At 49.7% G+C, this 25,175-nt stretch carries 24 protein-coding genes; 21 read left to right on the forward strand and 3 right to left on the reverse strand.

Going from position 1 to position 25,175, the window contains the following annotated elements:
* Positions 1-183: 183 nt before the first annotated feature.
* The 20 genes from mnmG (at position 184) to phoU (ending at position 21,749) form a co-directional block, all read left to right on the forward strand.
* Positions 184-2,073 carry a tRNA uridine-5-carboxymethylaminomethyl(34) synthesis enzyme MnmG gene (gene mnmG, locus MES37_RS06810; protein ID WP_064541964.1) on the forward strand — a complete coding sequence of 630 codons (1,890 nt, stop codon included), beginning with the start codon at positions 184-186 and terminating at the stop codon, positions 2,071-2,073.
* A 66-nt stretch (positions 2,074-2,139) separates the two neighbouring features.
* Positions 2,140-2,763 (forward strand): 16S rRNA (guanine(527)-N(7))-methyltransferase RsmG, encoded by a 624-nt coding sequence (gene rsmG / locus MES37_RS06815; protein WP_064541966.1) that lies wholly within the window; start codon positions 2,140-2,142, stop codon positions 2,761-2,763.
* A gap of 619 nt (positions 2,764-3,382) precedes the next feature.
* The gene (atpI, locus tag MES37_RS06820) at positions 3,383-3,763 is read left to right on the forward strand and encodes a F0F1 ATP synthase subunit I (RefSeq protein ID WP_064541969.1); all 381 of its coding nucleotides are present in this window, start codon (positions 3,383-3,385) and stop codon (positions 3,761-3,763) included.
* 8 nt (positions 3,764-3,771) lie between these two features.
* A complete protein-coding gene (gene atpB / locus MES37_RS06825) occupies positions 3,772-4,590 on the forward strand; it encodes a F0F1 ATP synthase subunit A (RefSeq protein WP_064541971.1) in 819 nt (272 codons plus the stop codon).
* Between the two features lie 48 nt (positions 4,591-4,638).
* Positions 4,639-4,878, forward strand: a complete 240-nt coding sequence (gene atpE, locus MES37_RS06830; protein ID WP_000429386.1) for a F0F1 ATP synthase subunit C — start codon at positions 4,639-4,641, stop codon at positions 4,876-4,878.
* A gap of 61 nt (positions 4,879-4,939) precedes the next feature.
* The gene (atpF, locus tag MES37_RS06835; RefSeq protein WP_034499875.1) at positions 4,940-5,410 is read left to right on the forward strand and encodes a F0F1 ATP synthase subunit B; all 471 of its coding nucleotides are present in this window, start codon (positions 4,940-4,942) and stop codon (positions 5,408-5,410) included.
* 14 nt (positions 5,411-5,424) lie between these two features.
* Positions 5,425-5,958 (forward strand): F0F1 ATP synthase subunit delta, encoded by a 534-nt coding sequence (atpH, locus tag MES37_RS06840; RefSeq protein ID WP_064541974.1) that lies wholly within the window; start codon positions 5,425-5,427, stop codon positions 5,956-5,958.
* 12 nt (positions 5,959-5,970) lie between these two features.
* Positions 5,971-7,512: a F0F1 ATP synthase subunit alpha gene (atpA, locus tag MES37_RS06845; protein WP_064541978.1), complete on the forward strand. Its 1,542-nt coding sequence runs from the start codon at positions 5,971-5,973 to the stop codon at positions 7,510-7,512.
* Between the two features lie 50 nt (positions 7,513-7,562).
* Positions 7,563-8,426: a F0F1 ATP synthase subunit gamma gene (atpG, locus tag MES37_RS06850; protein ID WP_064541981.1), complete on the forward strand. Its 864-nt coding sequence runs from the start codon at positions 7,563-7,565 to the stop codon at positions 8,424-8,426.
* 28 nt (positions 8,427-8,454) lie between these two features.
* Positions 8,455-9,837, forward strand: a complete 1,383-nt coding sequence (gene atpD / locus MES37_RS06855; protein ID WP_064541984.1) for a F0F1 ATP synthase subunit beta — start codon at positions 8,455-8,457, stop codon at positions 9,835-9,837.
* Positions 9,838-9,857: 20 nt separating this feature from the next.
* The gene (locus MES37_RS06860; protein ID WP_064541987.1) at positions 9,858-10,277 is read left to right on the forward strand and encodes a F0F1 ATP synthase subunit epsilon; all 420 of its coding nucleotides are present in this window, start codon (positions 9,858-9,860) and stop codon (positions 10,275-10,277) included.
* Positions 10,278-10,590: 313 nt separating this feature from the next.
* The gene (gene glmU, locus MES37_RS06865; protein WP_121814643.1) at positions 10,591-11,961 is read left to right on the forward strand and encodes a bifunctional UDP-N-acetylglucosamine diphosphorylase/glucosamine-1-phosphate N-acetyltransferase GlmU; all 1,371 of its coding nucleotides are present in this window, start codon (positions 10,591-10,593) and stop codon (positions 11,959-11,961) included.
* A gap of 182 nt (positions 11,962-12,143) precedes the next feature.
* On the forward strand, positions 12,144-13,973 hold the full coding sequence (gene glmS / locus MES37_RS06870) for a glutamine--fructose-6-phosphate transaminase (isomerizing) (RefSeq protein WP_064541993.1): 1,830 nt from the start codon (positions 12,144-12,146) through the stop codon (positions 13,971-13,973).
* Positions 13,974-14,197: 224 nt separating this feature from the next.
* Positions 14,198-15,067 carry an AraC family transcriptional regulator gene (locus tag MES37_RS06875; protein ID WP_237930727.1) on the forward strand — a complete coding sequence of 290 codons (870 nt, stop codon included), beginning with the start codon at positions 14,198-14,200 and terminating at the stop codon, positions 15,065-15,067.
* Positions 15,068-15,129: 62 nt separating this feature from the next.
* Positions 15,130-16,890, forward strand: a complete 1,761-nt coding sequence (locus tag MES37_RS06880) for an amidohydrolase (protein WP_121814645.1) — start codon at positions 15,130-15,132, stop codon at positions 16,888-16,890.
* A gap of 329 nt (positions 16,891-17,219) precedes the next feature.
* A complete protein-coding gene (gene pstS, locus MES37_RS06885; RefSeq protein WP_237930728.1) occupies positions 17,220-18,260 on the forward strand; it encodes a phosphate ABC transporter substrate-binding protein PstS in 1,041 nt (346 codons plus the stop codon).
* A 79-nt stretch (positions 18,261-18,339) separates the two neighbouring features.
* The gene (gene pstC, locus MES37_RS06890; protein ID WP_064542005.1) at positions 18,340-19,302 is read left to right on the forward strand and encodes a phosphate ABC transporter permease PstC; all 963 of its coding nucleotides are present in this window, start codon (positions 18,340-18,342) and stop codon (positions 19,300-19,302) included.
* The gene (gene pstA, locus MES37_RS06895; protein WP_237930747.1) at positions 19,299-20,189 is read left to right on the forward strand and encodes a phosphate ABC transporter permease PstA; all 891 of its coding nucleotides are present in this window, start codon (positions 19,299-19,301) and stop codon (positions 20,187-20,189) included. The genes pstC and pstA overlap by 4 nt, the downstream gene beginning before the upstream one ends.
* Before the next feature lie 47 nt (positions 20,190-20,236).
* Entirely contained in the window at positions 20,237-21,010 is a 774-nt protein-coding gene (gene pstB / locus MES37_RS06900) for a phosphate ABC transporter ATP-binding protein PstB (protein WP_064514930.1), read from the forward strand.
* 13 nt (positions 21,011-21,023) lie between these two features.
* Complete coding sequence (gene phoU / locus MES37_RS06905) at positions 21,024-21,749, forward strand: phosphate signaling complex protein PhoU (protein WP_034460681.1); 726 nt, start codon at positions 21,024-21,026, stop codon at positions 21,747-21,749.
* 64 nt (positions 21,750-21,813) lie between these two features.
* On the opposite strand, the gene MES37_RS06910 is transcribed toward phoU, so the two are convergent.
* The 3 genes from MES37_RS06910 to MES37_RS06920 are packed head-to-tail and all read right to left on the reverse strand — an operon-like array spanning position 21,814 to position 23,829.
* Positions 21,814-23,070 (reverse strand): PTS ascorbate transporter subunit IIC, encoded by a 1,257-nt coding sequence (locus MES37_RS06910; protein WP_064514855.1) that lies wholly within the window; start codon positions 23,068-23,070, stop codon positions 21,814-21,816.
* Positions 23,071-23,082: 12 nt separating this feature from the next.
* Positions 23,083-23,370 (reverse strand): PTS sugar transporter subunit IIB, encoded by a 288-nt coding sequence (locus tag MES37_RS06915; protein ID WP_064542013.1) that lies wholly within the window; start codon positions 23,368-23,370, stop codon positions 23,083-23,085.
* Positions 23,371-23,385: 15 nt separating this feature from the next.
* Positions 23,386-23,829 carry a PTS sugar transporter subunit IIA gene (locus MES37_RS06920; protein ID WP_064542016.1) on the reverse strand — a complete coding sequence of 148 codons (444 nt, stop codon included), beginning with the start codon at positions 23,827-23,829 and terminating at the stop codon, positions 23,386-23,388.
* Positions 23,830-24,099: 270 nt separating this feature from the next.
* Here MES37_RS06920 and MES37_RS06925 point away from each other — a divergent pair, with 270 nt between their 5' ends.
* A complete protein-coding gene (locus tag MES37_RS06925; protein WP_064542019.1) occupies positions 24,100-25,134 on the forward strand; it encodes a LacI family DNA-binding transcriptional regulator in 1,035 nt (344 codons plus the stop codon).
* Positions 25,135-25,175: the final 41 nt, after the last annotated feature.

A 25,175-nucleotide genomic window follows, 5' to 3' on the forward strand; every position in this document is an offset into this window, starting at 1 on the left:
AAAGCGCTTATCCACAGAACATGCCGATCCTAATAAGAGATCATAATAAAGAGATCTTTAAATAAAAAAGATCTTCTTTTAATTACCGGGGATCCCAAGGCTTTCTCGAAAGGCTAAAGTTAAGTAGAATCGCCAACCCCGGGAATCAGTCATCCCCCATTTGCAAAACCGTGAGGCAGTACCATGTTTTATCCAGATCCTTTTGACGTCATCATCATTGGCGGGGGTCATGCAGGCACCGAGGCTGCAATGGCCGCTGCACGGATGGGCCAACAAACCCTTCTTTTGACTCACAATATCGACACGTTAGGGCAAATGTCTTGCAACCCAGCGATCGGTGGTATTGGCAAGGGACATCTGGTTAAAGAAGTGGACGCTTTAGGCGGTTTGATGGCAAAAGCTATCGACCATGCAGGCATCCAGTTTAGGATACTAAACGCGAGCAAAGGCCCCGCAGTTCGGGCTACTCGTGCTCAGGCTGACCGTGTGCTGTACCGTCAGGCGGTACGCACTGCGCTGGAAAACCAGCCCAATCTGATGATCTTCCAGCAAGCTGTTGAGGATCTGATTGTCGAGAACGATCGTGTCGTTGGTGCTGTGACGCAAATGGGCCTGAAGTTCCGCGCTAAATCCGTGGTACTGACCGTAGGTACTTTCCTGGATGGCAAAATTCATATCGGACTGGATAACTACAGCGGTGGCCGTGCTGGTGATCCACCGTCCATTTCGCTTTCACGCCGTCTGCGTGAATTACCACTGCGTGTCAGCCGCCTGAAAACAGGCACTCCTCCACGCATCGATGCACGCACCATAGATTTCAGCGTACTTGCGAAACAGCATGGCGATAACCCGATGCCGGTGTTCTCGTTCATGGGGAATGTGAACCAGCATCCTGCGCAAGTACCGTGTTACATCACGCATACCAACGAAAAAACACACGATGTTATTCGTAATAACCTCGATCGCAGCCCGATGTACGCAGGCGTTATCGAAGGGATCGGGCCACGTTACTGCCCATCAATCGAAGACAAAGTGATGCGTTTTGCTGACCGTAACCAGCATCAAATCTTCCTTGAGCCTGAAGGGCTAACCAGCAACGAAATTTACCCGAACGGTATCTCCACCAGCCTGCCGTTTGATGTCCAGATGCAGATCGTCCGTTCGATGGAAGGTATGGAAAACGCGAAGATCGTGCGTCCTGGCTATGCTATCGAATATGACTTCTTCGATCCTCGCGATCTGAAACCGACACTGGAAAGCAAATATATTCAGGGTCTGTTCTTTGCTGGCCAAATCAACGGTACTACCGGCTACGAAGAAGCCGCAGCACAAGGTTTGCTGGCGGGTCTTAACGCCGCACGCTTCTCGGCTGAGAAAGAGGGTTGGGCACCTGCACGCTCCCAAGCTTACCTTGGCGTACTGGTTGACGATCTTTGCACCCTCGGAACCAAAGAACCGTACCGCATGTTTACCTCACGTGCCGAATATCGTTTGATGCTGCGTGAAGACAACGCCGATCTGCGTTTAACCGCTGTTGGCCGTGAAATGGGCCTGGTGGACGATGCTCGTTGGGCACGCTTCAACGAAAAGCTGGAGAGCATCGAGCTTGAACGCCAACGTCTGAAAGACATCTGGCTGCACCCGCATTCTGAAAGTGTCGAAGAAGTGAACGCCAAACTGAGCGCACCATTGTCGCGTGAAGCAAATGGCGAAGATCTGCTGCGTCGCCCAGAAATGACCTATGCTGAGATGATGCAATTGTCCGTCTTTGCACCGGGCCTTGAAGATCCACAATCCGCAGAGCAGGTAGAAATTCAGGTCAAATACGAAGGCTACATCGCTCGTCAGCAAGAAGAGATTGAAAAACAACAACGTAACGAAAACACGTTGTTGCCTGCAACGCTTGATTATCGGCAGGTAAGTGGTCTTTCTAACGAAGTGATCGCCAAGCTTAATGATCATAAGCCCGTATCAATTGGACAGGCATCGCGTATTTCAGGGGTCACCCCGGCTGCGATTTCGATCTTGCTTGTCTGGCTAAAGAAACAAGGCTTGCTACGCCGTAGCGCCTGAGAACATATTTCAGGGCCGGGATATCCTGGCCTTTTTTTTGACAGATTTTGATGGATACAGACTGCCGTGCTTAACAAACTGAATCGCCTGCTGAAAAGCGCGGGTATCACGTTACCAGAAAACCAGAAAGTACAGCTGGTAGGGTATGTTGAATTGCTCCACAAGTGGAACAAAGCATATAACCTGACTTCAGTACGTAACCCAGATGACATGTTGGTGCGCCATATTCTCGACAGCATTGTTGTCGAACCGTATTTGCAGGGATCGCGTTTTATCGACGTCGGTACTGGGCCGGGTTTACCGGGTATTCCACTGGCGATTGTACGTCCTGATGCGCATTTTACGCTGCTTGATAGCCTGGGTAAGCGTGTACGCTTCTTACGCCAGGTTCAGCATGAGCTGCATCTTGAAAACATCACGCCGGTGCAAAGTCGTGTGGAAGAGTTCCCTGCACAACCGCCATTTGATGGCGTCATCAGCCGTGCTTTTGCTTCTATGACGGACATGGTGACCTGGTGTAAGCATCTGCCAGCGGAGAATGGTTGCTTCTACGCTCTAAAGGGTTTACGCCCTGATGATGAGATTGCAACCTTGCCTGAGAACTTTAGCGTTGAAGAAGTTATTCGTTTGCAGGTTCCGGAGCTTGATGGTGAACGACATTTGGTGATGATTAAGGCAAACAAAACTTAATATTTATCAAAAAAAGGTGAGAAAGGATTGTTTCGTGAACGTTAAAAATACAAGGGAAAATGGCTGACACCCCTGGTTACATTTAACGATATTTTAACTTTATCGCCCCTATTTTTTAACTAGCTATCTATTATCGAACTTAAAAATAGTTAACATTGAAAATATAACCGTGCTAATTGTTTTGTGAATTTTTTACTTAGCCTAATGTTAAAAGCTTAATAAAAATGTCAATGAAATGTTTTTGCAGTGTTTCAGGTTGTTTTAAATAGACTAGACTGTAATCAGCTTATTTATCAGACATCTGTGTTTCGCACTTTAAGAGACAGACAAATGTCCAGAGCATATGACATGTTCGATTTGTGATCTGGTGCACGCTTTATTCTATGGGTATTTCGGTTATTTGCAGTTTTCAGGAAAATAACCGCTATTCAGCAAAAGTTGAAAAATAACGGTACAGGAAAATATTTAAACATTTGTTCACCTTTTTGCTACTTATTGTTTGAAATCACGGGGCCGCACCGTATAATTTGCTCGCTTTTTGAGGCTTGACTCGGAGTCGTAAAGGAAGTTTTATACGACACGCGACATACCCCGAAGGGAGCAGGAGTTAGGATACGCCATGTCTGTGTCGCTATTGAGTAGAAACGTTGCTCGTAAGCTTCTGTTCCTTCAGCTACTAGCAGTGATAGCAATTGGATTGCTGTTTTGCCTCAAAGACCCCGCGTGGGGTGCTTCTGCTTTCGGCGGAGGCCTGGCAGCCTGGTTGCCAAATGCAGTGTTTATGAATTTCGCCTGGCGTCACCAGGTGCATACACCGTCTAAAGGCCGTTTGGCCTGGACCTTCGCTATCGGCGAAGTGTTAAAGGTGATTGCGAGCTTTACCATACTGGTGGTGGCGTTAGCTGGTTTTAAGGCGGTATTGTTGCCGCTTATTGTGACGTGGGTTTCGGTGCTGGTTGTGCAGATACTCGCACCAGCTGTAATTAACAACAAAGGGTAAGAGGCATCATGTCTGCAGGAGAAATCTCTACACCGCAGGAGTATATAGGCCACCATCTGAATAACCTTCAGTTGGACCTGCGTACTTTCTCGCTGGTGGATCCGCATAACCCCCCGGCCACCTTCTGGACGCTCAATATTGACTCCATGTTCTTCTCCGTGGTTCTGGGTTTCTTGTTCCTGGTGTTATTCCGCAAAGTAGCTAAAAATGCTACCAGTGGTGTCCCAGGGAAATTCCAGACAGCAGTTGAGTTGATCATCGGTTTTGTTAATAGCAGTGTCAAAGACATGTACCATGGCAAAAGCAAGGTCATCGCACCGCTAGCCTTGACTGTCTTTGTCTGGGTATTCCTGATGAACTTGATGGACCTGCTGCCAATCGATTTCTTGCCATATATCGGCGAGCACATCTTTGGCCTGCCAGCCCTGCGTGTGGTGCCGTCTGCGGACGTGAATATCACCCTGTCTATGGCGCTGGGCGTGTTTATCTTGATTCTTTTCTACAGCATCAAAATGAAAGGCATTGGCGGCTTCACGAAAGAGCTGACGCTGCAGCCGTTCAATCACTGGGCATTTATTCCTTTCAACTTAATCCTTGAAGGTGTAAGCCTGCTGTCCAAGCCTATCTCACTTGGTCTGCGACTGTTCGGCAACATGTATGCCGGTGAATTGATTTTCATTCTGATTGCTGGTCTGTTGCCGTGGTGGTCACAGTGGATTCTGAGTGTGCCTTGGGCCATTTTCCACATCCTGATCATTACGCTGCAAGCCTTCATTTTCATGGTTCTGACGATTGTCTATCTGTCGATGGCATCTGAAGAGCATTGATTTTACTTACCACTACTGCGTTTTAACTGAAACAAACTGGAGACTGTCATGGAAAACCTGAATATGGATCTGCTGTACATGGCTGCCGCTGTGATGATGGGTCTGGCGGCAATCGGTGCTGCGATCGGTATCGGCATCCTCGGGGGAAAATTCCTGGAAGGCGCAGCGCGTCAACCTGATCTGATTCCTTTGCTGCGTACTCAGTTCTTTATCGTTATGGGTCTGGTGGATGCTATCCCGATGATCGCTGTTGGTCTGGGTCTGTACGTGATGTTCGCCGTCGCGTAGTAAGCATTGCTTAACATATCAAGCAATATCAGAACGTTAACTAACAAAGAGGCATTGTGCTGTGAATCTTAACGCAACAATCCTCGGCCAGGCCATCGCGTTTGTCCTGTTTGTTCTGTTCTGCATGAAGTACGTATGGCCGCCAATCATGGCTGCCATCGAGAAGCGTCAACAAGAAATTGCTGACGGTCTCTCTTCTGCAGAACGTGCCAAAAAGGACCTTGACCTTGCACAGGCCAACGCGACCGACCAGCTGAAAAAAGCCAAAGCGGAAGCTCAGGTGATTATTGAGCAAGCGAACAAACGCCGCTCACAGATCCTTGAAGAAGCTAAAACCGAGGCAGAGCAGGAACGTGACAAAATCGTTGCACAGGCTCAGGCAGAAATCGACGCTGAGCGTAAACGCGCTCGTGAAGAACTGCGTAAGCAAGTGGCTCTGCTGGCAATTGCCGGTGCCGAGAAGATCATTGAACGTTCCGTGGATGAAGCTGCTAACAGCGACATCGTTGATAAACTGGTCGCTGAACTGTAAGGAGGGAGGGGCTGATGTCTGAATTTGTAACTGTAGCTCGCCCCTACGCCAAAGCAGCTTTTGACTTTGCCGTCGAACACCAAGGCATTGATAACTGGCAGTCTATGCTAGCTTTCGCTGCTGAGGTGTCTAAAAACGAACAAATGACAGAGCTACTCTCCGGCGCTTTAGCCCCGGAAACGCTCTCTCAGTCGTTTATCTCTATTTGTGGTGACCAGTTAGACGCCAACGGCCAGAACCTGATTAAGGTGATGGCTGAAAACGGTCGTTTGAAGGTTCTTCCTGATGTTCTAGAGCAATTCGTTCAACTGCGTGCAGCCCGCGAGGCTACGGTTGAAGTCGAAGTGACTTCTGCCAGCGCGTTAAACGAAGCCCAGCTTTCGAAAATCAGCGCCGCGATGGAAAAACGTCTGTCACGCAAAGTTAAGCTGAATTGCAAAATTGATAAGTCTGTAATGGCAGGTGTCATCATCCGTGCGGGTGATATGGTCATTGATGGTAGCGTACGCGGCCGTCTTGATCGCCTGACAGACGTCTTGCAGTCTTAAGGGGACTGGAGCATGCAACTGAATTCCACCGAAATCAGCGAACTGATCAAGCAGCGCATTGCTCAGTTCAGTGTTGTGAGCGAGGCTCACAACGAAGGTACAATCGTTTCTGTAAGTGACGGTATCATCCGCGTACACGGCCTGGCCGATGTAATGCAGGGTGAGATGATTTCCCTTCCGGGAAACCGTTACGCCATTGCACTGAACCTTGAGCGCGACTCTGTAGGTGCGGTAGTAATGGGTCCGTACGCTGACCTTGCCGAAGGCATGAAAGTTAAGTGTACTGGCCGTATTCTTGAAGTACCAGTTGGCCGTGGCCTGCTGGGCCGCGTGGTGAACACCCTGGGTGCGCCAATCGACGGTAAAGGTCCTCTGGACCACGACGGCTTTGCTGCTGTTGAAGCGATTGCTCCGGGCGTAATCGAGCGTCAATCGGTAGACCAACCAGTTCAGACTGGTTATAAGTCTGTTGATGCCATGATTCCAATCGGCCGTGGTCAGCGTGAGCTGGTCATCGGTGACCGTCAGACTGGTAAAACAGCGCTGGCGATCGATGCCATCATCAACCAACGTGATTCCGGCATCAAATGTATCTACGTTGCTATCGGCCAGAAAGCATCCACTATTTCTAACGTGGTTCGCAAACTGGAAGAACACGGCGCACTGGCTAACACCATCGTGGTGGTTGCTACTGCTTCTGAATCCGCTGCACTGCAATACCTGGCTCCGTATGCTGGTTGCGCAATGGGCGAATACTTCCGTGACCGCGGTGAAGATGCACTGATCGTATACGATGACCTGTCTAAACAGGCTGTTGCGTACCGCCAGATCTCCCTGCTGCTTCGTCGTCCACCAGGTCGTGAAGCATTCCCAGGCGACGTGTTCTACCTCCACTCCCGTCTGCTGGAACGTGCTGCGCGTGTTAACGCCGAGTACGTTGAAGCATTCACCAAAGGTGAAGTGAAAGGTAAAACCGGTTCCCTGACTGCTCTGCCGATTATCGAAACTCAAGCTGGCGACGTTTCCGCGTTCGTTCCGACCAACGTAATTTCTATTACCGATGGTCAGATCTTCCTGGAATCCAACCTGTTTAACGCCGGTATTCGTCCTGCGGTTAACCCGGGTATCTCCGTATCGCGTGTTGGTGGTGCTGCTCAGACCAAGATCATGAAAAAACTGTCCGGTGGTATCCGTACCGCTCTGGCACAGTATCGTGAACTGGCTGCGTTCTCTCAGTTTGCATCTGACCTTGACGACGCGACCCGTAAGCAGCTGAATCACGGTCAAAAAGTGACCGAGCTTCTGAAGCAGAAACAATATGCGCCGATGTCTGTTGCGCAGCAGTCTCTGGTTCTGTTCGCTGCTGAACGTGGTTACCTCGAAGATGTGGAACTGGCTAAAATCGGTAGCTTCGAAGCCGCTCTGATGGCTTACGTTGACCGTGACCATGCTCCACTGATGCAAGAAATCAACCAATCTGGTGGCTATAACGACGAAATCGAAGGCAAGCTGAAAGGCATCCTCGATTCCTTCAAAGCAACTCAGTCCTGGTAAAGTCTGGCGGCTTGTCTTAGGGCAAGCCGCAAGGCATTGAGGAGAAGCTCATGGCCGGCGCAAAAGAGATACGTAGTAAGATCGCAAGCGTCCAGAACACGCAGAAGATCACCAAAGCAATGGAAATGGTCGCCGCGTCCAAAATGCGTAAATCGCAGGAACGCATGGCTGCCAGCCGTCCTTACGCAACAACAATGCGTAAAGTGATTGGCCACCTTGCTCTGGGTAATCTTGAATACAAACACCCTTACCTGGATGAACGCGAAATCAAACGCGTGGGCTACCTGGTGGTGTCCACTGACCGTGGTCTGTGTGGTGGCTTGAACACTAACCTGTTCAAAAAGCTGCTGGCTGACATGAAAGAGTGGTCCGATAAAGGCGTTCAAAGCGAAATCGCAATGATCGGCTCCAAAGGCGTCTCTTTCTTCAACTCTGTAGGCGGCAATATTGTTGCCCAAGTGACAGGTATGGGTGATTTCCCTTCCGTGTCCGAGTTGATTGGCCCGGTGAAAGTGATGTTGCAGGCCTACGATGAAGGCCGTCTGGACAAGCTGTATGTTGTCAGCAACAAATTTATTAACACAATGTCTCAGGTTCCTACCCTCACCCAACTGCTGCCGTTACCGCCAGCAGAAGACGGTGAGTTGAAGAAGAAATCCTGGGATTATCTGTATGAACCTGATCCTAAAGCGCTGCTGGACACCTTGCTGCGCCGTTATGTGGAATCTCAGGTTTATCAGGGCGTCGTAGAAAACCTGGCCAGCGAGCAGGCCGCACGAATGGTGGCGATGAAAGCCGCTACCGACAATGGCGGCAGCCTGATTAAAGAGCTGCAGTTGGTTTACAACAAAGCTCGTCAGGCCAGCATTACTCAGGAACTCACCGAAATCGTCGGTGGCGCTTCCGCGGTATAACCAGGTTTACGTATTTAGAGGATTCGAGATGGCTACTGGAAAGATTATCCAGGTAATCGGCGCCGTGGTGGACGTCGAGTTCCCTCAGGATGCCGTACCAAAAGTGTACGACGCCCTTGAGGTTACAAATGGTAAAGAACGTCTGGTGCTGGAAGTTCAGCAACAGCTGGGTGGTGGCGTAGTTCGTACTATCGCCATGGGTACTTCTGACGGCCTGCGTCGCGGTCTGGAAGTTACTAACCTCGATCACCCAATTGAAGTGCCGGTAGGTAAAGCGACTCTGGGCCGTATCATGAACGTCCTGGGTGAGCCTATCGACATGAAAGGCGATATCGGCGAAGAAGAGCGTTGGGCTATTCACCGTGCTGCACCAAGCTACGAAGAACTGTCTAGCTCCCAGGATCTGCTGGAAACCGGCATCAAAGTAATGGACCTGATTTGTCCGTTCGCTAAGGGCGGTAAAGTCGGTCTGTTCGGTGGTGCGGGTGTAGGTAAAACTGTAAACATGATGGAGCTTATTCGTAACATCGCGATTGAGCACTCTGGTTACTCTGTGTTTGCAGGCGTGGGTGAGCGTACTCGTGAGGGTAACGACTTCTACCACGAAATGACCGACTCCAACGTTCTGGACAAAGTATCACTGGTTTATGGCCAGATGAACGAACCACCAGGTAACCGTCTGCGCGTAGCACTGACCGGTCTGACCATGGCTGAGAAGTTCCGTGACGAAGGTCGTGACGTTCTGCTGTTCGTTGATAACATTTACCGTTATACCCTGGCCGGTACAGAAGTATCTGCACTGCTGGGTCGTATGCCATCTGCGGTAGGTTACCAGCCAACTCTGGCAGAAGAGATGGGTGTTTTGCAGGAGCGTATTACCTCCACCAAAACTGGCTCAATCACTTCTGTTCAAGCGGTATACGTACCTGCGGATGACTTGACTGACCCATCTCCAGCCACCACTTTTGCGCACTTGGATGCAACCGTGGTACTGAGCCGTAACATCGCGTCTCTGGGTATCTACCCTGCGGTAGATCCACTGGATTCCACCAGCCGTCAGTTAGATCCACTGGTTGTTGGCCAGGAACACTACGACACCGCGCGTGGCGTGCAGTCAATCCTGCAACGTTACCAGGAACTGAAAGATATCATCGCCATTCTTGGTATGGATGAACTTTCTGAAGAAGATAAATTGGTTGTAGCACGTGCGCGTAAGATTCAGCGCTTCCTGTCTCAGCCATTCTTCGTAGCAGAAGTCTTTACCGGTTCTCCGGGCAAGTTCGTATCGCTGAAAGATACTATCCGTGGCTTTAAAGGCATCATGGACGGCGAGTACGACCATCTGCCAGAGCAGGCGTTCTACATGGTTGGTACTATCGACGAAGCTGTTGAGAAAGCCAAAAAACTTTAACGCCTTAATCGGAGGGTGATATGGCAATGACTTACCACCTGGACGTCGTCAGCGCGGAGAGCCAAATGTTCTCCGGTCTGGTTGAGAAGATCCAGGTAACGGGTTGCGAAGGCGAACTGGGTATTTACCCTGGTCACGCACCGCTGCTCACCGCCATTAAGCCTGGTATGATCCGCATCGTGAAACAGCACGGACAAGAAGAGTATATCTACCTGTCCGGTGGTGTGTTGGAAGTGCAACCTGGCACCGTTACGGTGCTGGCCGATACCGCGATTCGTGGGCAGGACCTCGACGAAGCTCGAGCCCTGGAAGCGAAGCGTAAAGCGGAAGAGCGTATGCACACTTCCCACGGAGATGTGGACTACGCTCAGGCTTCTGCTGAACTGGCTAAAGCGATCGCGAAACTTCGTGTTATCGAGTTGACCAGAAAAGCGATGTAACTACCTGCTTGAAAAGACAAATGCCAGCCAGGTTTCCCTGACTGGCATTTTTTTTACCTCTTCGACAGCCATTCTTAGCAATAAACCAGGCTTTATTTCAGGTTGAAAATAAGCTTTAAACCAATGGCATAGCTCCTTTCATACGCATCTGTAGTACTTGTTTGCAGCAAAAAAGCCTAAACTTAGCCGTCAAATCTGTCTGCATTCTGCCGCGATGTATAAATTTCCGGCTGTGCAATTTGTGTTGCAAAATATGTAGAATTTTCAACGAGAAATCGTTTTACTTCACTCTCAAATTAAAGTCAGGACGCGTATGTCAAACAATGCGATGAGCGTGGTTATCCTAGCCGCAGGCAAAGGGACCCGCATGTATTCAGACCTCCCGAAGGTATTACATACCCTTGCCGGGAAACCTATGGTTCAGCATGTTATTGATGCGGCGAATAATTTAGGCGCGCAGCGTGTGCATCTGGTTTACGGTCATGGTGGTGACTTGCTGAAAAACACGCTCGGTGATGGCGTACTGAACTGGGTTTTGCAGGCTGAGCAATTAGGCACCGGCCACGCGATGCAGCAAGCGGCACCTTTCTTTGCCGATGATGAAGATATCCTGATGCTCTACGGCGACGTGCCGCTTATTTCTGTTGAATCCTTACAACGCCTGCGTGATGCCAAACCGCAAGGTGGCATTGGTCTGCTCACGGTAAAACTGGACGATCCAACCGGTTATGGCCGCATCGCTCGTGAAAATGGCAAAGTTGTTGGCATTGTTGAACATAAAGATGCCACAGAAGAACAACGCAAAATTGACGAAATCAACACCGGTATTCTGGTGGCCAATGGTGCTGACCTGAAACGTTGGTTGGCGAAGCTCGATAACAACAATGCTCAGGGTGAATTCTATATCACCGATATTATCGCGCTGGCACACCATGAAGGACGCGAAATAACGGCAGTTCATCCCGATCGTTTAAGTGAAGTTGAAGGCGTAAACAACCGTCTGCAACTGTCCCGCCTTGAGCGCGTCTACCAAACTGAGCAGGCCGATAAACTGCTGTTAGCAGGGGTCATGTTGCGTGATCCGTCTCGTTTCGACCTACGCGGTGAACTGACACATGGGCGTGATGTTGAAATTGATACTAATGTCATTATTGAAGGAAAAGTGACGTTAGGTCATCGCGTCAAAATTGGTACCGGTTGCGTGATTAAAAACAGCGTGATTGGCGATGACTGTGAAATCAGCCCGTATTCCGTTGTGGAAGATGCAAATCTTGCGAGCGCGTGCACCATCGGCCCATTTGCTCGTTTGCGTCCTGGAGCCGAACTGGCAGAAGGCGCGCACGTTGGCAACTTCGTGGAAATGAAAAAAGCCCGTTTAGGTAAAGGTTCCAAAGCCGGTCATTTGAGTTATTTAGGCGATGCTGAAATTGGCGATAACGTGAATATCGGTGCCGGCACCATTACCTGTAATTACGACGGTGCGAACAAGTTTAAAACTATCATCGGCGATGACGTATTTGTCGGTTCCGACAGCCAGCTGGTGGCACCGGTGACCGTGGCTCGTGGCGCAACCATTGGCGCGGGCACGACTGTCACGCGTAACGTGGGTGAAGATGAACTGGTAGTGAGTCGCGTGAAGCAGACTCATATCCAGGGCTGGCAGCGTCCGGTGAAGAAAAAATAATTTTATCCCCTCTCCCTCAGGAGAAGGCGTTTTTTTGGTGAGGGGAAAACATATTCCCCCGCCCAATTGCAGTACCAAAACTATAACCCCACTCTCTACAAGGCTCGGGGCTCCGGAAAAAACCGGAAAATACAGGTCAGCGACAACACATGGCGTAATGCCATTATCAGGAAACTAATCTTATGTGTGGAATTGTTGGCGCGGTTGCGCAACGTGATATCGCTGAAATCCTTCTCGAAGGACTACGTCGTCTGGAATACCGTGGTTATGACTCCGCGGGTCTGGCTGTAGTTGACGAAAAAGGTCATATGACCCGTCTGCGCCGCTTGGGTAAAGTGAACAAACTGGCTGAAGCAGCAGCGGAAACTGCGCTGCATGGCGGTACCGGTATAGCTCACACTCGCTGGGCGACTCACGGCGAACCTTCCGAAGTAAACGCTCACCCGCATGTTTCCGAACATATTGTTGTGGTTCACAACGGTATTATTGAAAACTATGAACCACTGCGTGAAACACTGCAGGGTCGCGGTTACACCTTCGTTTCACAGACCGATACCGAAGTTATCGCGCATTTAGTTCACTGGGAACTGGAGCAGGGCGGTACTCTGCGTGAAGCCGTGCTGCGTACTATCCCGCAACTGCGTGGCGCTTACGGTACTGTGATCATGGATACCCGCAATCCGGACGTTCTGCTGGCAGCGCGTTCTGGTAGCCCGATGGTTATCGGCCTCGGCATGGGTGAAAACTTTATCGCATCCGACCAACTGGCTCTGTTGCCGGTCACGCGTCGCTTTATCTTCCTGGAAGAAGGCGACATCGCGGAAGTGACTCGTCGTGCTGTCACCGTGTTTGACACCAAAGGCGAGCAGGTTAAACGTCCGGACATCGAATCTAATCTGCAATATGACGCGGGCGACAAAGGTATTTATCGCCACTACATGCAGAAAGAAATCTACGAACAACCGAACGCGATTAAAAATACCCTGACCGGGCGCATTAGCCACGGTGCGGTTGATCTCTCTGAGCTTGGCCCGAAAGCTAACGAAATGCTGTCTCAGGTTGAGCACATCCAGATTGTGGCGTGCGGCACTTCTTATAACTCGGGCATGGTTTCGCGCTACTGGTTTGAATCACTGGCAGGCGTGCCGTGTGATGTCGAAATCGCTTCTGAATTCCGCTACCGTAAATCGGCGGTGCGCCGTAATAGCCTGATGATCACCCTTTCTCAGTCCGGCGAAACGGCAGATACCCTCGCGGCGCTGCGTTTGTCCAAAGAGCTGGGTTATTTGGGTTCACTGGCTATCTGTAACGTGCCGGGTTCTTCCCTGGTGCGCGAATCCGATCTGGCGCTGATGACTAATGCGGGCACTGAAATCGGTGTCGCATCCACCAAAGCATTTACCACTCAGCTTACCGTTCTGCTGATGCTGGTGGCGAAACTGAGCCGCCTGAAAGGGGCTGATGCGTCTATTGAGCAAGATATTGTTCATGGTTTGCAGGCGCTGCCGAGCCGCATTGAGCAAATGTTGTCTCAGGACAAACGCATTGAAGCGCTGGCTGAAGATTTCTCTGACAAACATCATGCGCTGTTCTTAGGCCGTGGCGACCAGTATCCAATCGCAATGGAAGGCGCGCTGAAGCTCAAAGAGATTTCTTATATCCACGCAGAAGCCTACGCGGCGGGTGAGCTGAAACACGGCCCACTGGCGCTGATTGATGCGGACATGCCGGTTATCGTTGTGGCTCCAAACAACGAACTGCTGGAAAAACTGAAATCGAACATCGAAGAAGTTCGTGCTCGTGGCGGTCATCTGTATGTCTTCGCCGATCAGGATGCAGGATTTACCAGTAGCGACAACATGCACATCATCGAGATGCCACATGTGGAAGAAGTCATCGCACCTATCTTCTACACTGTACCGTTGCAGTTGCTGTCTTATCACGTCGCACTGATTAAAGGCACCGACGTTGACCAGCCACGTAACCTGGCGAAATCGGTCACCGTAGAATAAAGCGCGTTCGCTAAGGCGATTCTGCTTACAGAATCGTCACTAATAAAAAATCCGGTGGTGCTGATAGAAAAGCACACCGGATTTTTTTATGCCCGGCTCACACGTTGCTGATTAATGCGTACCCTAACAGGCTTTCTGTCCGTAAATTACCGGAATGAACTCGCGCCATTCAGAAGATAGTTAACGCTATGCCTCAGGATTACCGAATGCAGGTATTTAAGGCGATGGATTACATTAGCCAGAATCTCTGCTTTAACCCGACACTGGAAGATATCGCCAGTGCTGTCGCCGTCTCCAGTTTTCACTTCCATCGTATTTTCAAGGCTCAGGTAGGGGAAACCATTGCTGGTTTTACCCGTCGTTTGCGTATGGAAAGGGCGGCGATGTGGCTTATCGAGTCTCCTCGAAAAGATATTACCGACCTTGCACTACGGGTCGGGTTCTCAAGCTCGCAGAACTTTGCCAAAGCATTCCGCCAGCATTTTTCTGTCTCGCCGGGGGAGTTTTACCGTCAGTATTCCGCGGAGACGAAAAGCAAGACAGGAAACGTCGGAGCCGAAAAAAGCACCTATTCTCTGAGGGATGAGGACATGCAGAGCGGCTGGCAGGAGGCCAACTTCGTCTCTGCCAGCATTGTTTCGCAGCCTGCTCGACGGGTGGCATATATGCGCAGATTTGGAGCTTATGGGAAAGAGACTTGCTGGCTAACGCACCAGGATCTGTTTAACTCATTCCCTGTCAGGACACCTCTGCAACCAGCTGGGATGATATGTATTTACTGGGATGCGCCAGAGGTAACCCTGGAATCGCGATGCCGCACCGATGTCTGTATTGAACTGCACGATGGGGAAAAGCCTGGCCGAGGTGTTGCCGTTCAGACGATAGCCGGTGGGACTTACGCCGTGTGTAAATTCGCTGTCTATGGCGAGCATCTGGATACCGCATGGGATATTGCTTTTGCCTGGATAAAGAACCGGGGATTAACCAGAAGCGATATTCCGTGTTATGAGAAATATTATAACGAAACAGATGTTGCCCTGGATTATTATGTTTTTGATATTTTTATTCCGTTAAAAAGCACACCAGCAGTATAAATATTTACAACAATAACTGTCGTATTTATTTGCAAATGTAATACAACACAATGGAGTTAATAATGAAACGCTCGATGCTTTATCTGGTGTGTGCCCTCGCTATTTCTTCTTATTCTGTCGCTGCCCAGCAGAGTGATAATAAAACGATTATCTATGGCGGGGAAATATATAGTTCTGATCCGAATGTTCTCCATCCTGAAGCCATAGGTATAGAAGGCAAAAATATTATTGCTGTGGGTAAATATCAGGATGTTCTCCAACAGCTAGGGGAAAACGCTCAGCGTGTTGATTTAAAAGGCAAGTACCTCATGCCTGGACTCATCGACAGCCATGCGCATGTGGCTTATGCCGGGTTCCAGACACTCACCCTGGAGTTTCCAGATGGCATGAATGATGCCGCTGCTATTCGTGCATTTGTCGAGAAAAATAACAATAACCCGCAACGCGATATTCGCGGTATACAATTTTACAGTAATGTACCGCTAAGTTATTGGGATAATATACCACTGCTGGATAGCGTGTTTAATTCGCCAGAATATAAAAACATCCCTGTGGTATTAGCGGGAGCAGATGCTCATACCGGTTGGGCTAACCAGGCGATGCTAATTAAATCGGGTATTACCGCCGAAACGCTTGAGAAGGCAGATGCCAATATAAAATCTGGAACGATATTAACGCCAGACGGTAAAATAACCGGCTTCATGACGGAAGGCGCATGGGACCATGTAATGGGTTCTATTCCACCTATGGATGACGCCAAACTTTCCCGCGCTGTTATAGCGGGAGCGGATGTAATGAACAGTTTTGGGTTAACGGCCTGGATGGAGCCACTGAGCAATACTCGCCCGCTGTCACCGATGTTTAATGCAAGCCCTGGGCGCAATGATTTAGGCGTGCTTCCGGCTTATACCGCTCTGGCAAAAGCCGGTAAATTAACCGGCCATATGACCGGACTGGCATTGGTCAATATCAACGCCTCTCCTGCCACCATTGATGATATTGCCGCGATCAGAGAACAATTCTCGCAGACGCCTGATGTCAAACTGATGGGCATTAAAATCTTCCAGGATGGCGTAATCGAATACCCTTCTCAAACGGCGAAACTGAGCCAGCCTTATCTTAATCGACCAGGGTACAGCGGTAACGATACGCTCGACAAGGCGAAGTATTGCCAGCTGATTGCTAAGGCTGATGCCGAAAACATGATTGTGCATTTCCATGCCATCGGTGACCGTGCGGTTCAGGAATCACTGGATGCCGTTGCCTGTACCCGCAAAGCGAACGGTAACAGCAATATTTTGCACAGCATTACCCACCTTGAAGTGGTCAGCCCGGAAAGTCTTCCACGCTTCCAGCAACTTAACGTGGCGGCATCAATGCAACTGTTGTGGGCTGGTATAGATAGTGATGGTGCGACAACTACCATGCTGGAAGGAAAAGTTCCGGCACCGTTATTAACACACCTCTATCCGGCTGGGGACTTATACCGCCATCACGCCTTAATTGCGGGAGCCAGCGACTGGCCGGTCTCCAGCCCTAATCCGTTACTGGCAATTTACACTGCAGTGACGCGTAAAGGGGAACTGGGCGAGCTTCCTCCAGATAGTGAAAAGATCGACCGGGCAGCGATGTTGCAGGCCTATACCATCAATGCGGCGAAAGTGATTGGTCGTGATAAAGAGATTGGCTCCATTGCTGTAGGCAAGAGTGCGGACTTCGTGCTGTTTGATCGCAATCTCGAGAAAGTCAGCATTGAAAGCCTCAGGGATGCAAAAGTTCTGTGGACGATGTTCGAAGGCCAACAGGTGTATCGCGGCAACTAGGTTGGGTTGATTGTCACCGTCGTTACAAGAGCTGCCATTTGGCGGCTCTTTTTTCGCTGTCATGGCAGAAGCTCTGTTCACGGCTTTTATGACAAACTGTCATCTTCAACTACAATTCTATCTGTCACACAAAAATAATCTTCGACAAAGTGATTGTTGTTATTGATATCAATTGATTGATTTTAAATGGTTTTATTTGTTGGTGTTCTGGGTGCAGGATGCCGTCATAAAACTGTCATATTTCGTACATTTAACTGTCACTAAACTGTCCTATTTTCTATCCTGCATTCACTAAACAACGATTTACGTTCACCTCTGCAGGAGACATTATGAAAGTTATGCGTACCACTGTCGCAACTGTTGTCGCCGCGACCTTATCCCTGACTGCTTTTGGCGCAAACGCCGCTGCAAGCCTGACTGGTGCCGGTGCAACCTTCCCTGCGCCGGTGTATGCCAAATGGGCAGATACCTACAATAAATCAACTGGTAACAAAGTAAATTACCAGGGTATCGGCTCCTCCGGTGGCGTTAAACAAATCATTGCTAACACTGTTGATTTCGGTGCGTCTGATGCCCCACTGGCTGACGACAAACTGCAACAAGAAGGGCTGTTCCAGTTCCCGACTGTTATCGGCGGTGTTGTTCTGGCAGTAAACCTGCCGGGCGTGAAATCCGGTGAGCTGGTGCTCGACGGTGCAACACTGGGTGACATCTACCTGGGCAAAATCAAAAAATGGGATGATGCAGCTATCGCTAAACTCAACCCAGGCATGAAACTGCCATCACAAAACATCGCTGTTGTGCGTCGCGCTGACGGTTCCGGTACTTCTTTCGTCTTCACCAGCTACCTGGCGAAAGTGAACGAAGAGTGGAAAACTAAAGTGGGTGCAGGCTCAACGGTAAACTGGCCGACAGGTTTGGGCGGCAAAGGTAATGACGGCATCGCAGCCTTCGTACAGCGTCTGCCTGGTTCAATCGGTTATGTTGAATATGCTTACGCTAAGCAGAACAACCTGGCTTATACCAAACTGGTTTCCGCAGATGGCAAGCCGGTAGTCCCTTCTGAAGAAAACTTTGCTAACGCGGCTAAAGGCGCGGACTGGAGCAAAACCTTCGCTCAGGATCTGACTAACCAGAAAGGTGAGGCTGCGTGGCCAATCACGTCCACGACCTTCATCCTGGTTCACAAAGAGCAGAAGAACCCAGAGCAAGGTGCTGAAGTGCTGAAGTTCTTCGACTGGGCTTATAAAGAGGGTGCAAAACAGGCTAACGAGCTGGATTATGCTTCCCTGCCAGATTCCGTGGTTGAGCAGGTTCGTGCTGCATGGAAGACCAACGTAAAAGACAGCTCCGGTAAAGCGCTGTACTAATTTTTTAAAGCTCGGGTGATAAAACCCGGTGTATAGAGTAACTTACGCCGGGTCAACCCAACACTACAAAGAGTAAGCTATGGCGGTAAGTAAGCCGACGTTCAAGTCCCCTGGCAAACAAGGTGATGTCATTTTCAGCGCGCTGGTAAAACTGGCTGCGCTGATTGTGCTATTTCTTCTTGGCGGCATCATCATCTCCCTAATTATCTCCTCCTGGCCGAGCATTCAGAAGTTTGGTTTCTCGTTCCTGTGGACGAAAGAGTGGGATGCTCCTAACGATATTTACGGTGCACTGGTGCCGATTTACGGCACGCTGGTAACCTCGTTTATCGCGCTGTTAATTGCTGTGCCAGTCAGTTTTGGTATCGCATTGTTCCTGACAGAACTGGCACCGAACTGGTTGCGTCGCCCGTTGGGTATCGCCATCGAACTGCTGGCGGCAATTCCAAGTATTGTGTACGGCATGTGGGGCTTGTTCATCTTTGCTCCGCTGTTTGCGAAGTACTTCCAGGAACCTGTTGGCAACGTGCTTTCTTCTGTGCCGATTGTTGGCGAGCTGTTCTCCGGCCCGGCGTTCGGTATTGGTATTCTTGCCGCAGGCGTCATTCTGGCAATCATGATCATTCCGTACATTGCGGCGGTTATGCGTGATGTATTCGAACAAACTCCTGTGATGATGAAAGAGTCAGCCTATGGTATTGGCTGCACCACATGGGAAGTTATCTGGCGCATCGTTTTACCGTTCACTAAAAACGGCGTGATTGGTGGTGTGATGTTGGGGCTGGGCCGTGCATTGGGTGAAACCATGGCGGTGACCTTTATCATCGGTAACACCTACCAACTCGACAGTGCCTCGCTGTATATGCCGGGCAACAGTATTACTTCTGCTCTGGCTAATGAATTTGCTGAAGCGGAATCTGGCCTTCACACCGCAGCATTAATGGAACTGGGCCTGATTCTGTTTGTGATCACCTTTATCGTACTGGCTATCTCGAAGTTCATGGTTATGCGTCTGGCGAAGAATGAAGGAGCGCGTTCATGACGACAATAGAAATGCAAAGCCGCGCGGCGTTAGCTGAATCTCGCCGCAAAATGCAGGCTCGTCGTCGGTTCAAAAACCGCGTAGCTCTGACACTTTCAATGGGAACCATGGCGTTCGGCCTGTTCTGGCTGGTATGGATTTTGTTCTCAACCGTTACGCGCGGTATCGACGGTATGTCGATTGCGCTGTTTACCGAAATGACACCACCGCCAAATACCGAAGGCGGGGGCTTAGCAAACGCCCTTGCGGGTAGCGGCTTGTTAATTCTGTGGGCGACTGTTTTCGGTACGCCGCTGGGCATCATGGCCGGGATTTATCTGGCTGAGTACGGTCGCAAATCCGCTCTGGCTGAAGTCATTCGTTTTATCAATGACATCCTGCTTTCTGCACCATCAATTGTTGTCGGCCTGTTTGTTTACACCGTTGTGGTGGCGAAGATGCAGCATTTCTCCGGTTGGGCCGGGGTGATTGCGCTGGCATTGCTGCAAATCCCAATTGTGATTCGCACCACTGAAAACATGATGAAACTGGTGCCAGACAGCCTGCGTGAAGCGGCTTACGCGCTGGGTACGCCAAAGTGGAAAATGATTTCCGCGATAACGCTGAAAGCGTCTGTTTCCGGGATTATTACCGGGGTATTGCTGGCGATTGCACGTATCGCGGGTGAAACGGCCCCTCTGCTGTTCACGTCCCTCTCCAACCAGTTCTGGAGCACGGACATGATGCAGCCGATTGCCAACCTGCCGGTGACGATATTCAAATTTGCCATGAGCCCGTTTGCCGAATGGCAACAGTTAGCCTGGGCTGGCGTTCTGATTATTACCCTTTGCGTACTGCTGCTAAATATTCTGGCGCGTGTGATTTTCGCGAAGAGTAAACACGGTTAAATTTTACGGCGCGGCAAAGGCGGCGTCGGATGGAGATTAAGAAACAGATGAGTATGGTCGATACTACCCCAGACAAAATTCAGGTTCGTGATTTGAACTTCTATTACGGTAAGTTCCATGCCCTGAAAAACATCAATCTGGATATCGCTAAGAACCAGGTTACCGCGTTCATTGGCCCGTCAGGCTGTGGCAAATCCACCCTGCTGCGTACATTTAACAAAATGTACTCGCTCTACCCAGAGCAGCGTGCCGAAGGTGAAATTCTGCTGGATGGGGAAAACATCCTCACTCAGAGCCAGGATATCGCCCTGCTGCGTGCCAAAGTGGGCATGGTGTTCCAGAAGCCGACGCCATTCCCAATGTCGATTTATGACAACATCGCCTTCGGTGTGCGTCTGTTTGAAAAGCTGTCACGCAGTGATATGGACGAACGTGTGCAGTGGGCTTTGACCAAAGCCGCATTGTGGAATGAAACCAAAGATAAATTACACCAGAGCGGATACAGTCTCTCCGGTGGTCAGCAGCAGCGTCTGTGCATCGCGCGTGGTATTGCGATTCGCCCGGAAGTGTTGCTGCTTGATGAACCGTGTTCAGCGCTTGACCCAATCTCTACCGGTCGCATTGAAGAGCTTATCACCGAGCTAAAAGAAGATTACACCGTGGTAATCGTGACCCACAACATGCAGCAGGCGGCACGTTGTTCAGACCACACCGCATTTATGTACCTGGGTGAGCTGATTGAATTTAGCGAAACCGACACGCTGTTTACCACGCCTGCCAAGAAGCAGACTGAAGACTATATTACTGGCCGCTACGGTTGATTTGGAGAACAAAATGGATAGCCTCAATCTCAACAAACACATTTCCGGCCAGTTTAACGCCGAGCTGGAATATATCCGCACTCAGGTAATGACCATGGGTGGGCTGGTGGAGCAACAGCTTTCTGATGCTATCACCGCCATGCACAATCAAGATGGCGAGCTGGCAAAGCGCGTTATCGAAGGTGATCAGAAAGTTAACATGATGGAAGTGGCGATTGATGAAGCCTGTGTGCGCATCATCGCTAAACGTCAGCCAACCGCCAGTGACTTGCGCCTGGTGATGGCCATCATCAAAACGATTTCTGAGCTGGAACGTATCGGCGACGTAGCAGATAAAATCTGCCGCACGGCGCTGGAGAAATTCTCGCAGCAACATCAGCCACTGCTGGTGAGCCTGGAATCATTAGGCCGCCACACCGTGCAAATGCTGCATGACGTGCTCGACGCGTTTGCGCGTATGGATCTCGACGAAGCGGTGCGTATCTATCGCGAAGATAAGAAAGTTGACCAGGAATATGAAGGCATCGTGCGTCAGTTGATGACTTATATGATGGAAGACTCACGCACTATTCCAAGTGTGCTGACTGCACTGTTCTGTGCGCGCTCTATCGAACGCATCGGTGACCGTTGCCAGAACATCTGTGAGTTTATTTTCTACTTCGTTAAAGGACAGGACTTCCGTCATGTCGGTGGCGATGAGCTGGATAAGCTGTTGGCTGGTAAAGACCCGAAAGAGTAATCATAAAACTCATAAAAAAACGCCAGCGAATCGCTGGCGTTTTTATTGGTGCGTCGTTCAACGATTAGCGAACGATAATGCCTAACAGAATCCCCAGGGCACCAAAGTCAGCATCACTGAACGTGGTGTTAGCAAAGCCGATATCGCCCAGTACTGGCAGCAAGAACACTGGCAGGAAGGTAATCAGCAAGCCCTGCGCAAACGCCCCCAAAATCGCCCCTCGACGCCCGCCGGTTGCATTGCCAAACACACCTGCCGCAGCACCCACGAAGAAGTGTGGCACCACACCTGGAATAATCACCGTCATGTTCAGCAGATACAAAGCGAACATACCGATTAAACCTGCGGCAAAGCTGCTCAGGAAGCCAACCAGCACCGCGTTAGGCGCATAAGGGAAGACGACCGGGCAATCAAGCGCAGGCTTCGCGTTCGGCACTAGCTTGTCGGAAATACCTTTGAACGCCGGAACGATCTCCGCAATTACCATACGCACACCTTGCAGAATGATGTATACACCAGCCGCGAAAGTGATGGATTGCATGATAGAGAACATGAACCAGTTCTTACCACCGCTTAGCTCTTTCACTACGTCTGCACCAGCAAACAGGCAGGTCACCAGGAAGATAATGCTCATGGTAAAGGAGATAGCCACTGGTGTATCACGCAAGAACAGCAGACTTTTCGGCACATTCATGTCTTCAGTCGAGTGTTCTTTATTACCAAATTTGCTGCCGATGAACCCTGCCAGCACGTAAGACAATGTTGAGAAGTGGCCGATTGCGACGTCGTCAGAACCGGTGACTTTCTTCATGTAAGGGTGCGCAATGGCTGGGAAAAAGACCATTGCCACGCCAACTACCAAAGAGCCAACAGCAATCAGCGTTACACCGCTCATGCCTGCGGTTGCCAGGATCACAGCTACCATCATCGACATAAATAATGTGTGATGACCGGTCAGGAAGATAAATTTCCATGGTGTGAAACGGGCAATCAATATATTGATAACCATCGCGAAGAACATGATCATCGCCATCTCTTTACCGAAGCTTTTCTGTGCGACGGAAACAATGGCTTCATTGTTTGGTACCACACCCTGAATACCAAAGGCGTGCTGGAAAATGTTCGCAAAATCACCCAGAGAAGAAACTACCAGTCCGGCACCTGCACCTAAAATCACAAAACCCATAATGGTTTTGACGGTGCCTTTAATGCATTCTGTGACCGGTTTTTTCTGTGCGATCAGACCAATCAAGGCGATTAGACCTACCAACACTGCTGGTTCAGAAAGCACATCGCTCATCAAAAAACGAAAGAAATCCATATCGACTCCTGCTTACAGTGCGCCTAATTCGGTTAATGCCACGGACAAACGTTCTTTCATGGCTTTCTTATCGATCATGTTGTCCAGTGCGACGATTTTTCCGCCTACAGACTGCGCGACTAACTGCTCGGCAATGTCTTTAGTGCCGACATAGATATCGCTTGGCGTGCCTTTAGCTGAACCGAGATCGACATGGTCGACGTCTGCATTAACGGAAAGATCTTTCAGAATGGTTTTAATGCTCATTTCCATCATCAGGCTAGTACCTAAGCCGTTACCGCAAACCACTGTAATTTTCATAATTGTTCCCCTGGATTAATAGCGCGCAATGACGGACAAAATGTCCTGCGTTGTTTTGGCCTTCAAAATGGCCTGAATGTCTTGTTCGTTATCGAATAACTGGGCGAGTTGGGAAATCGCTTCGATGTGGCTGGTGCTGTCAGTCGCGGCCAGCACAATCAGCAATTTCACCGGATCGTTTTCATCCGCATCAAAATTCACACCTGAAGTAATCAGCGTCAGCGCCAGTGCGAGTTTATTTGCACCTTCTTCCGGACGAGCGTGTGGCATCGCAATGCCTGGCCCTACCACGTAATACGGACCGATAGATTCATGAGTGCGATAAATAGCGTCAACATAACGTGGTTCGATCGAACCATTTTCAATCAGCGGACGACATGAAATAGCCACGGCATCGCGCCAGTCTTTAGCCTGTTCTACGACCTGAATGACCTCTGTGGTTAATAGATTCTTTAACATGCGACTGATAACTCCCGATGATAATTAACAGGAGGGTAGATTTTTTGCGCAGACATTAATGTGATGGTTGTCTCATTTGATAGCGCTACCTGATAGCGCTATCAAGGATTGTGATAGCGCTATCATTTATCCCAGGTCTGACTTTGGCTATATCCAGTTCCTGCATATACAATGCGTGAGAGTTTTTGCTAACGTGATCAATAGTCTGACGAACAGACGGTGAATTAAAAATAATGAAAACAGTTAGTTGTATTAACTCGGGGAGCCAGAATGGAAAAAACGCGTAAGCGCCGAGGTACCGGGCGGGTCACACTGCAAGAAGTTGCCAATTATGCAGGCGTTGGAACCATGACCGTTTCTCGGGCATTAAGAACGCCGGAACAGGTTTCCGATAAACTGCGCGAGAAGATAGAGCAAGCGGTGGAAGAACTGGGTTATATCCCCAATCGGGCAGCTGGTGCGCTCGCTTCTGGCCACAGCAATACCATCGCGGTGTTGATTCCTTCCTTGATCGACAAAGCCAGTTCGCGCTTTATGCAGTCGCTGCAGCAAGTGCTGAATAAAAACGAATTCCAGTTACTGCTTGGCTGTCATGAACATAATCAGCATAAAGAAGCTGAAATATTAATGACGCTGCTGCAAAGCAACCCGGCGGCACTGGTGATTTTTGGTTCGCAGCTGGCAGAGAAAACCTGGCAAATACTCGAAAAGGCTAACATTCCGACGATAAACGTTGTGGGTTCCCCATTTAGTCAGGCGAAGATTTCCCTCGAAACCGGCTTTTTTGAGGCCTCGCATAAACTGACGGAACATTTGCTGGATCAGGGTTATAAAAATATCGGCTTTATTGGTGCGCATATGGACAACCGCCTGCAACGCCAGCAGCTTAATGGCTGGCATAAAGCGATGCTCAGCCGCTATCAAAACTCTGATCAAGTGATTACCACTCCGGAAGCCGCCAGCCTGCAGTTCGGGCGTTATGCATTAACTGAAATACTGCAACGCCAGCCGGATCTGGATGCGGTTATTTGCAGCCATGAAGAAATTGCCCTGGGGATTATGTTTGAGTGCCAGCGCCGCTTGCTGAAAATTCCTGGAAACATCGCAGTCGCTTGTCTTGATGGCTCTGACAGTTGCGATCAAACCCATCCGACACTAACGTCCATACGTATAGATTATAAAAAAATGGGCAAAGAGGCGGGCAAGATGCTGATTGAGTTACTAAATAACGATGATGACGATGAGTTAGATGAATCACGTGTTGAGTTGTTCAACTACCAGGTTGAATTACGTCAAAGCACCTGAGCGCGGTCGTTGTAGGGCGGATAAGCTTGCGCCATCCGCCA

The organism is Buttiauxella sp. S19-1, from assembly GCF_022134725.1.
GTDB classification, from domain to species: domain Bacteria; phylum Pseudomonadota; class Gammaproteobacteria; order Enterobacterales; family Enterobacteriaceae; genus Buttiauxella; species Buttiauxella ferragutiae.

Coding starts and splice junctions, on each gene's coding strand:
- mnmG (WP_064541964.1), top strand. CDS start 184: ATGTTTTATCCAGATCCTTTTGACGTCATCATCATTGGCGGGGGTCAT.
- atpI (WP_064541969.1), top strand. CDS start 3,383: ATGTCTGTGTCGCTATTGAGTAGAAACGTTGCTCGTAAGCTTCTGTTC.
- atpB (WP_064541971.1), top strand. CDS start 3,772: ATGTCTGCAGGAGAAATCTCTACACCGCAGGAGTATATAGGCCACCAT.
- atpE (WP_000429386.1), top strand. CDS start 4,639: ATGGAAAACCTGAATATGGATCTGCTGTACATGGCTGCCGCTGTGATG.
- atpH (WP_064541974.1), top strand. CDS start 5,425: ATGTCTGAATTTGTAACTGTAGCTCGCCCCTACGCCAAAGCAGCTTTT.
- atpA (WP_064541978.1), top strand. CDS start 5,971: ATGCAACTGAATTCCACCGAAATCAGCGAACTGATCAAGCAGCGCATT.
- atpG (WP_064541981.1), top strand. CDS start 7,563: ATGGCCGGCGCAAAAGAGATACGTAGTAAGATCGCAAGCGTCCAGAAC.
- atpD (WP_064541984.1), top strand. CDS start 8,455: ATGGCTACTGGAAAGATTATCCAGGTAATCGGCGCCGTGGTGGACGTC.
- MES37_RS06860 (WP_064541987.1), top strand. CDS start 9,858: ATGGCAATGACTTACCACCTGGACGTCGTCAGCGCGGAGAGCCAAATG.
- glmU (WP_121814643.1), top strand. CDS start 10,591: ATGTCAAACAATGCGATGAGCGTGGTTATCCTAGCCGCAGGCAAAGGG.
- glmS (WP_064541993.1), top strand. CDS start 12,144: ATGTGTGGAATTGTTGGCGCGGTTGCGCAACGTGATATCGCTGAAATC.
- MES37_RS06875 (WP_237930727.1), top strand. CDS start 14,198: ATGGATTACATTAGCCAGAATCTCTGCTTTAACCCGACACTGGAAGAT.
- MES37_RS06880 (WP_121814645.1), top strand. CDS start 15,130: ATGAAACGCTCGATGCTTTATCTGGTGTGTGCCCTCGCTATTTCTTCT.
- pstS (WP_237930728.1), top strand. CDS start 17,220: ATGAAAGTTATGCGTACCACTGTCGCAACTGTTGTCGCCGCGACCTTA.
- pstC (WP_064542005.1), top strand. CDS start 18,340: ATGGCGGTAAGTAAGCCGACGTTCAAGTCCCCTGGCAAACAAGGTGAT.
- pstA (WP_237930747.1), top strand. CDS start 19,299: ATGACGACAATAGAAATGCAAAGCCGCGCGGCGTTAGCTGAATCTCGC.
- pstB (WP_064514930.1), top strand. CDS start 20,237: ATGAGTATGGTCGATACTACCCCAGACAAAATTCAGGTTCGTGATTTG.
- phoU (WP_034460681.1), top strand. CDS start 21,024: ATGGATAGCCTCAATCTCAACAAACACATTTCCGGCCAGTTTAACGCC.
- MES37_RS06910 (WP_064514855.1), bottom strand. CDS start 23,070: ATGGATTTCTTTCGTTTTTTGATGAGCGATGTGCTTTCTGAACCAGCA.
- MES37_RS06915 (WP_064542013.1), bottom strand. CDS start 23,370: ATGAAAATTACAGTGGTTTGCGGTAACGGCTTAGGTACTAGCCTGATG.
- MES37_RS06920 (WP_064542016.1), bottom strand. CDS start 23,829: ATGTTAAAGAATCTATTAACCACAGAGGTCATTCAGGTCGTAGAACAG.
- MES37_RS06925 (WP_064542019.1), top strand. CDS start 24,100: ATGGAAAAAACGCGTAAGCGCCGAGGTACCGGGCGGGTCACACTGCAA.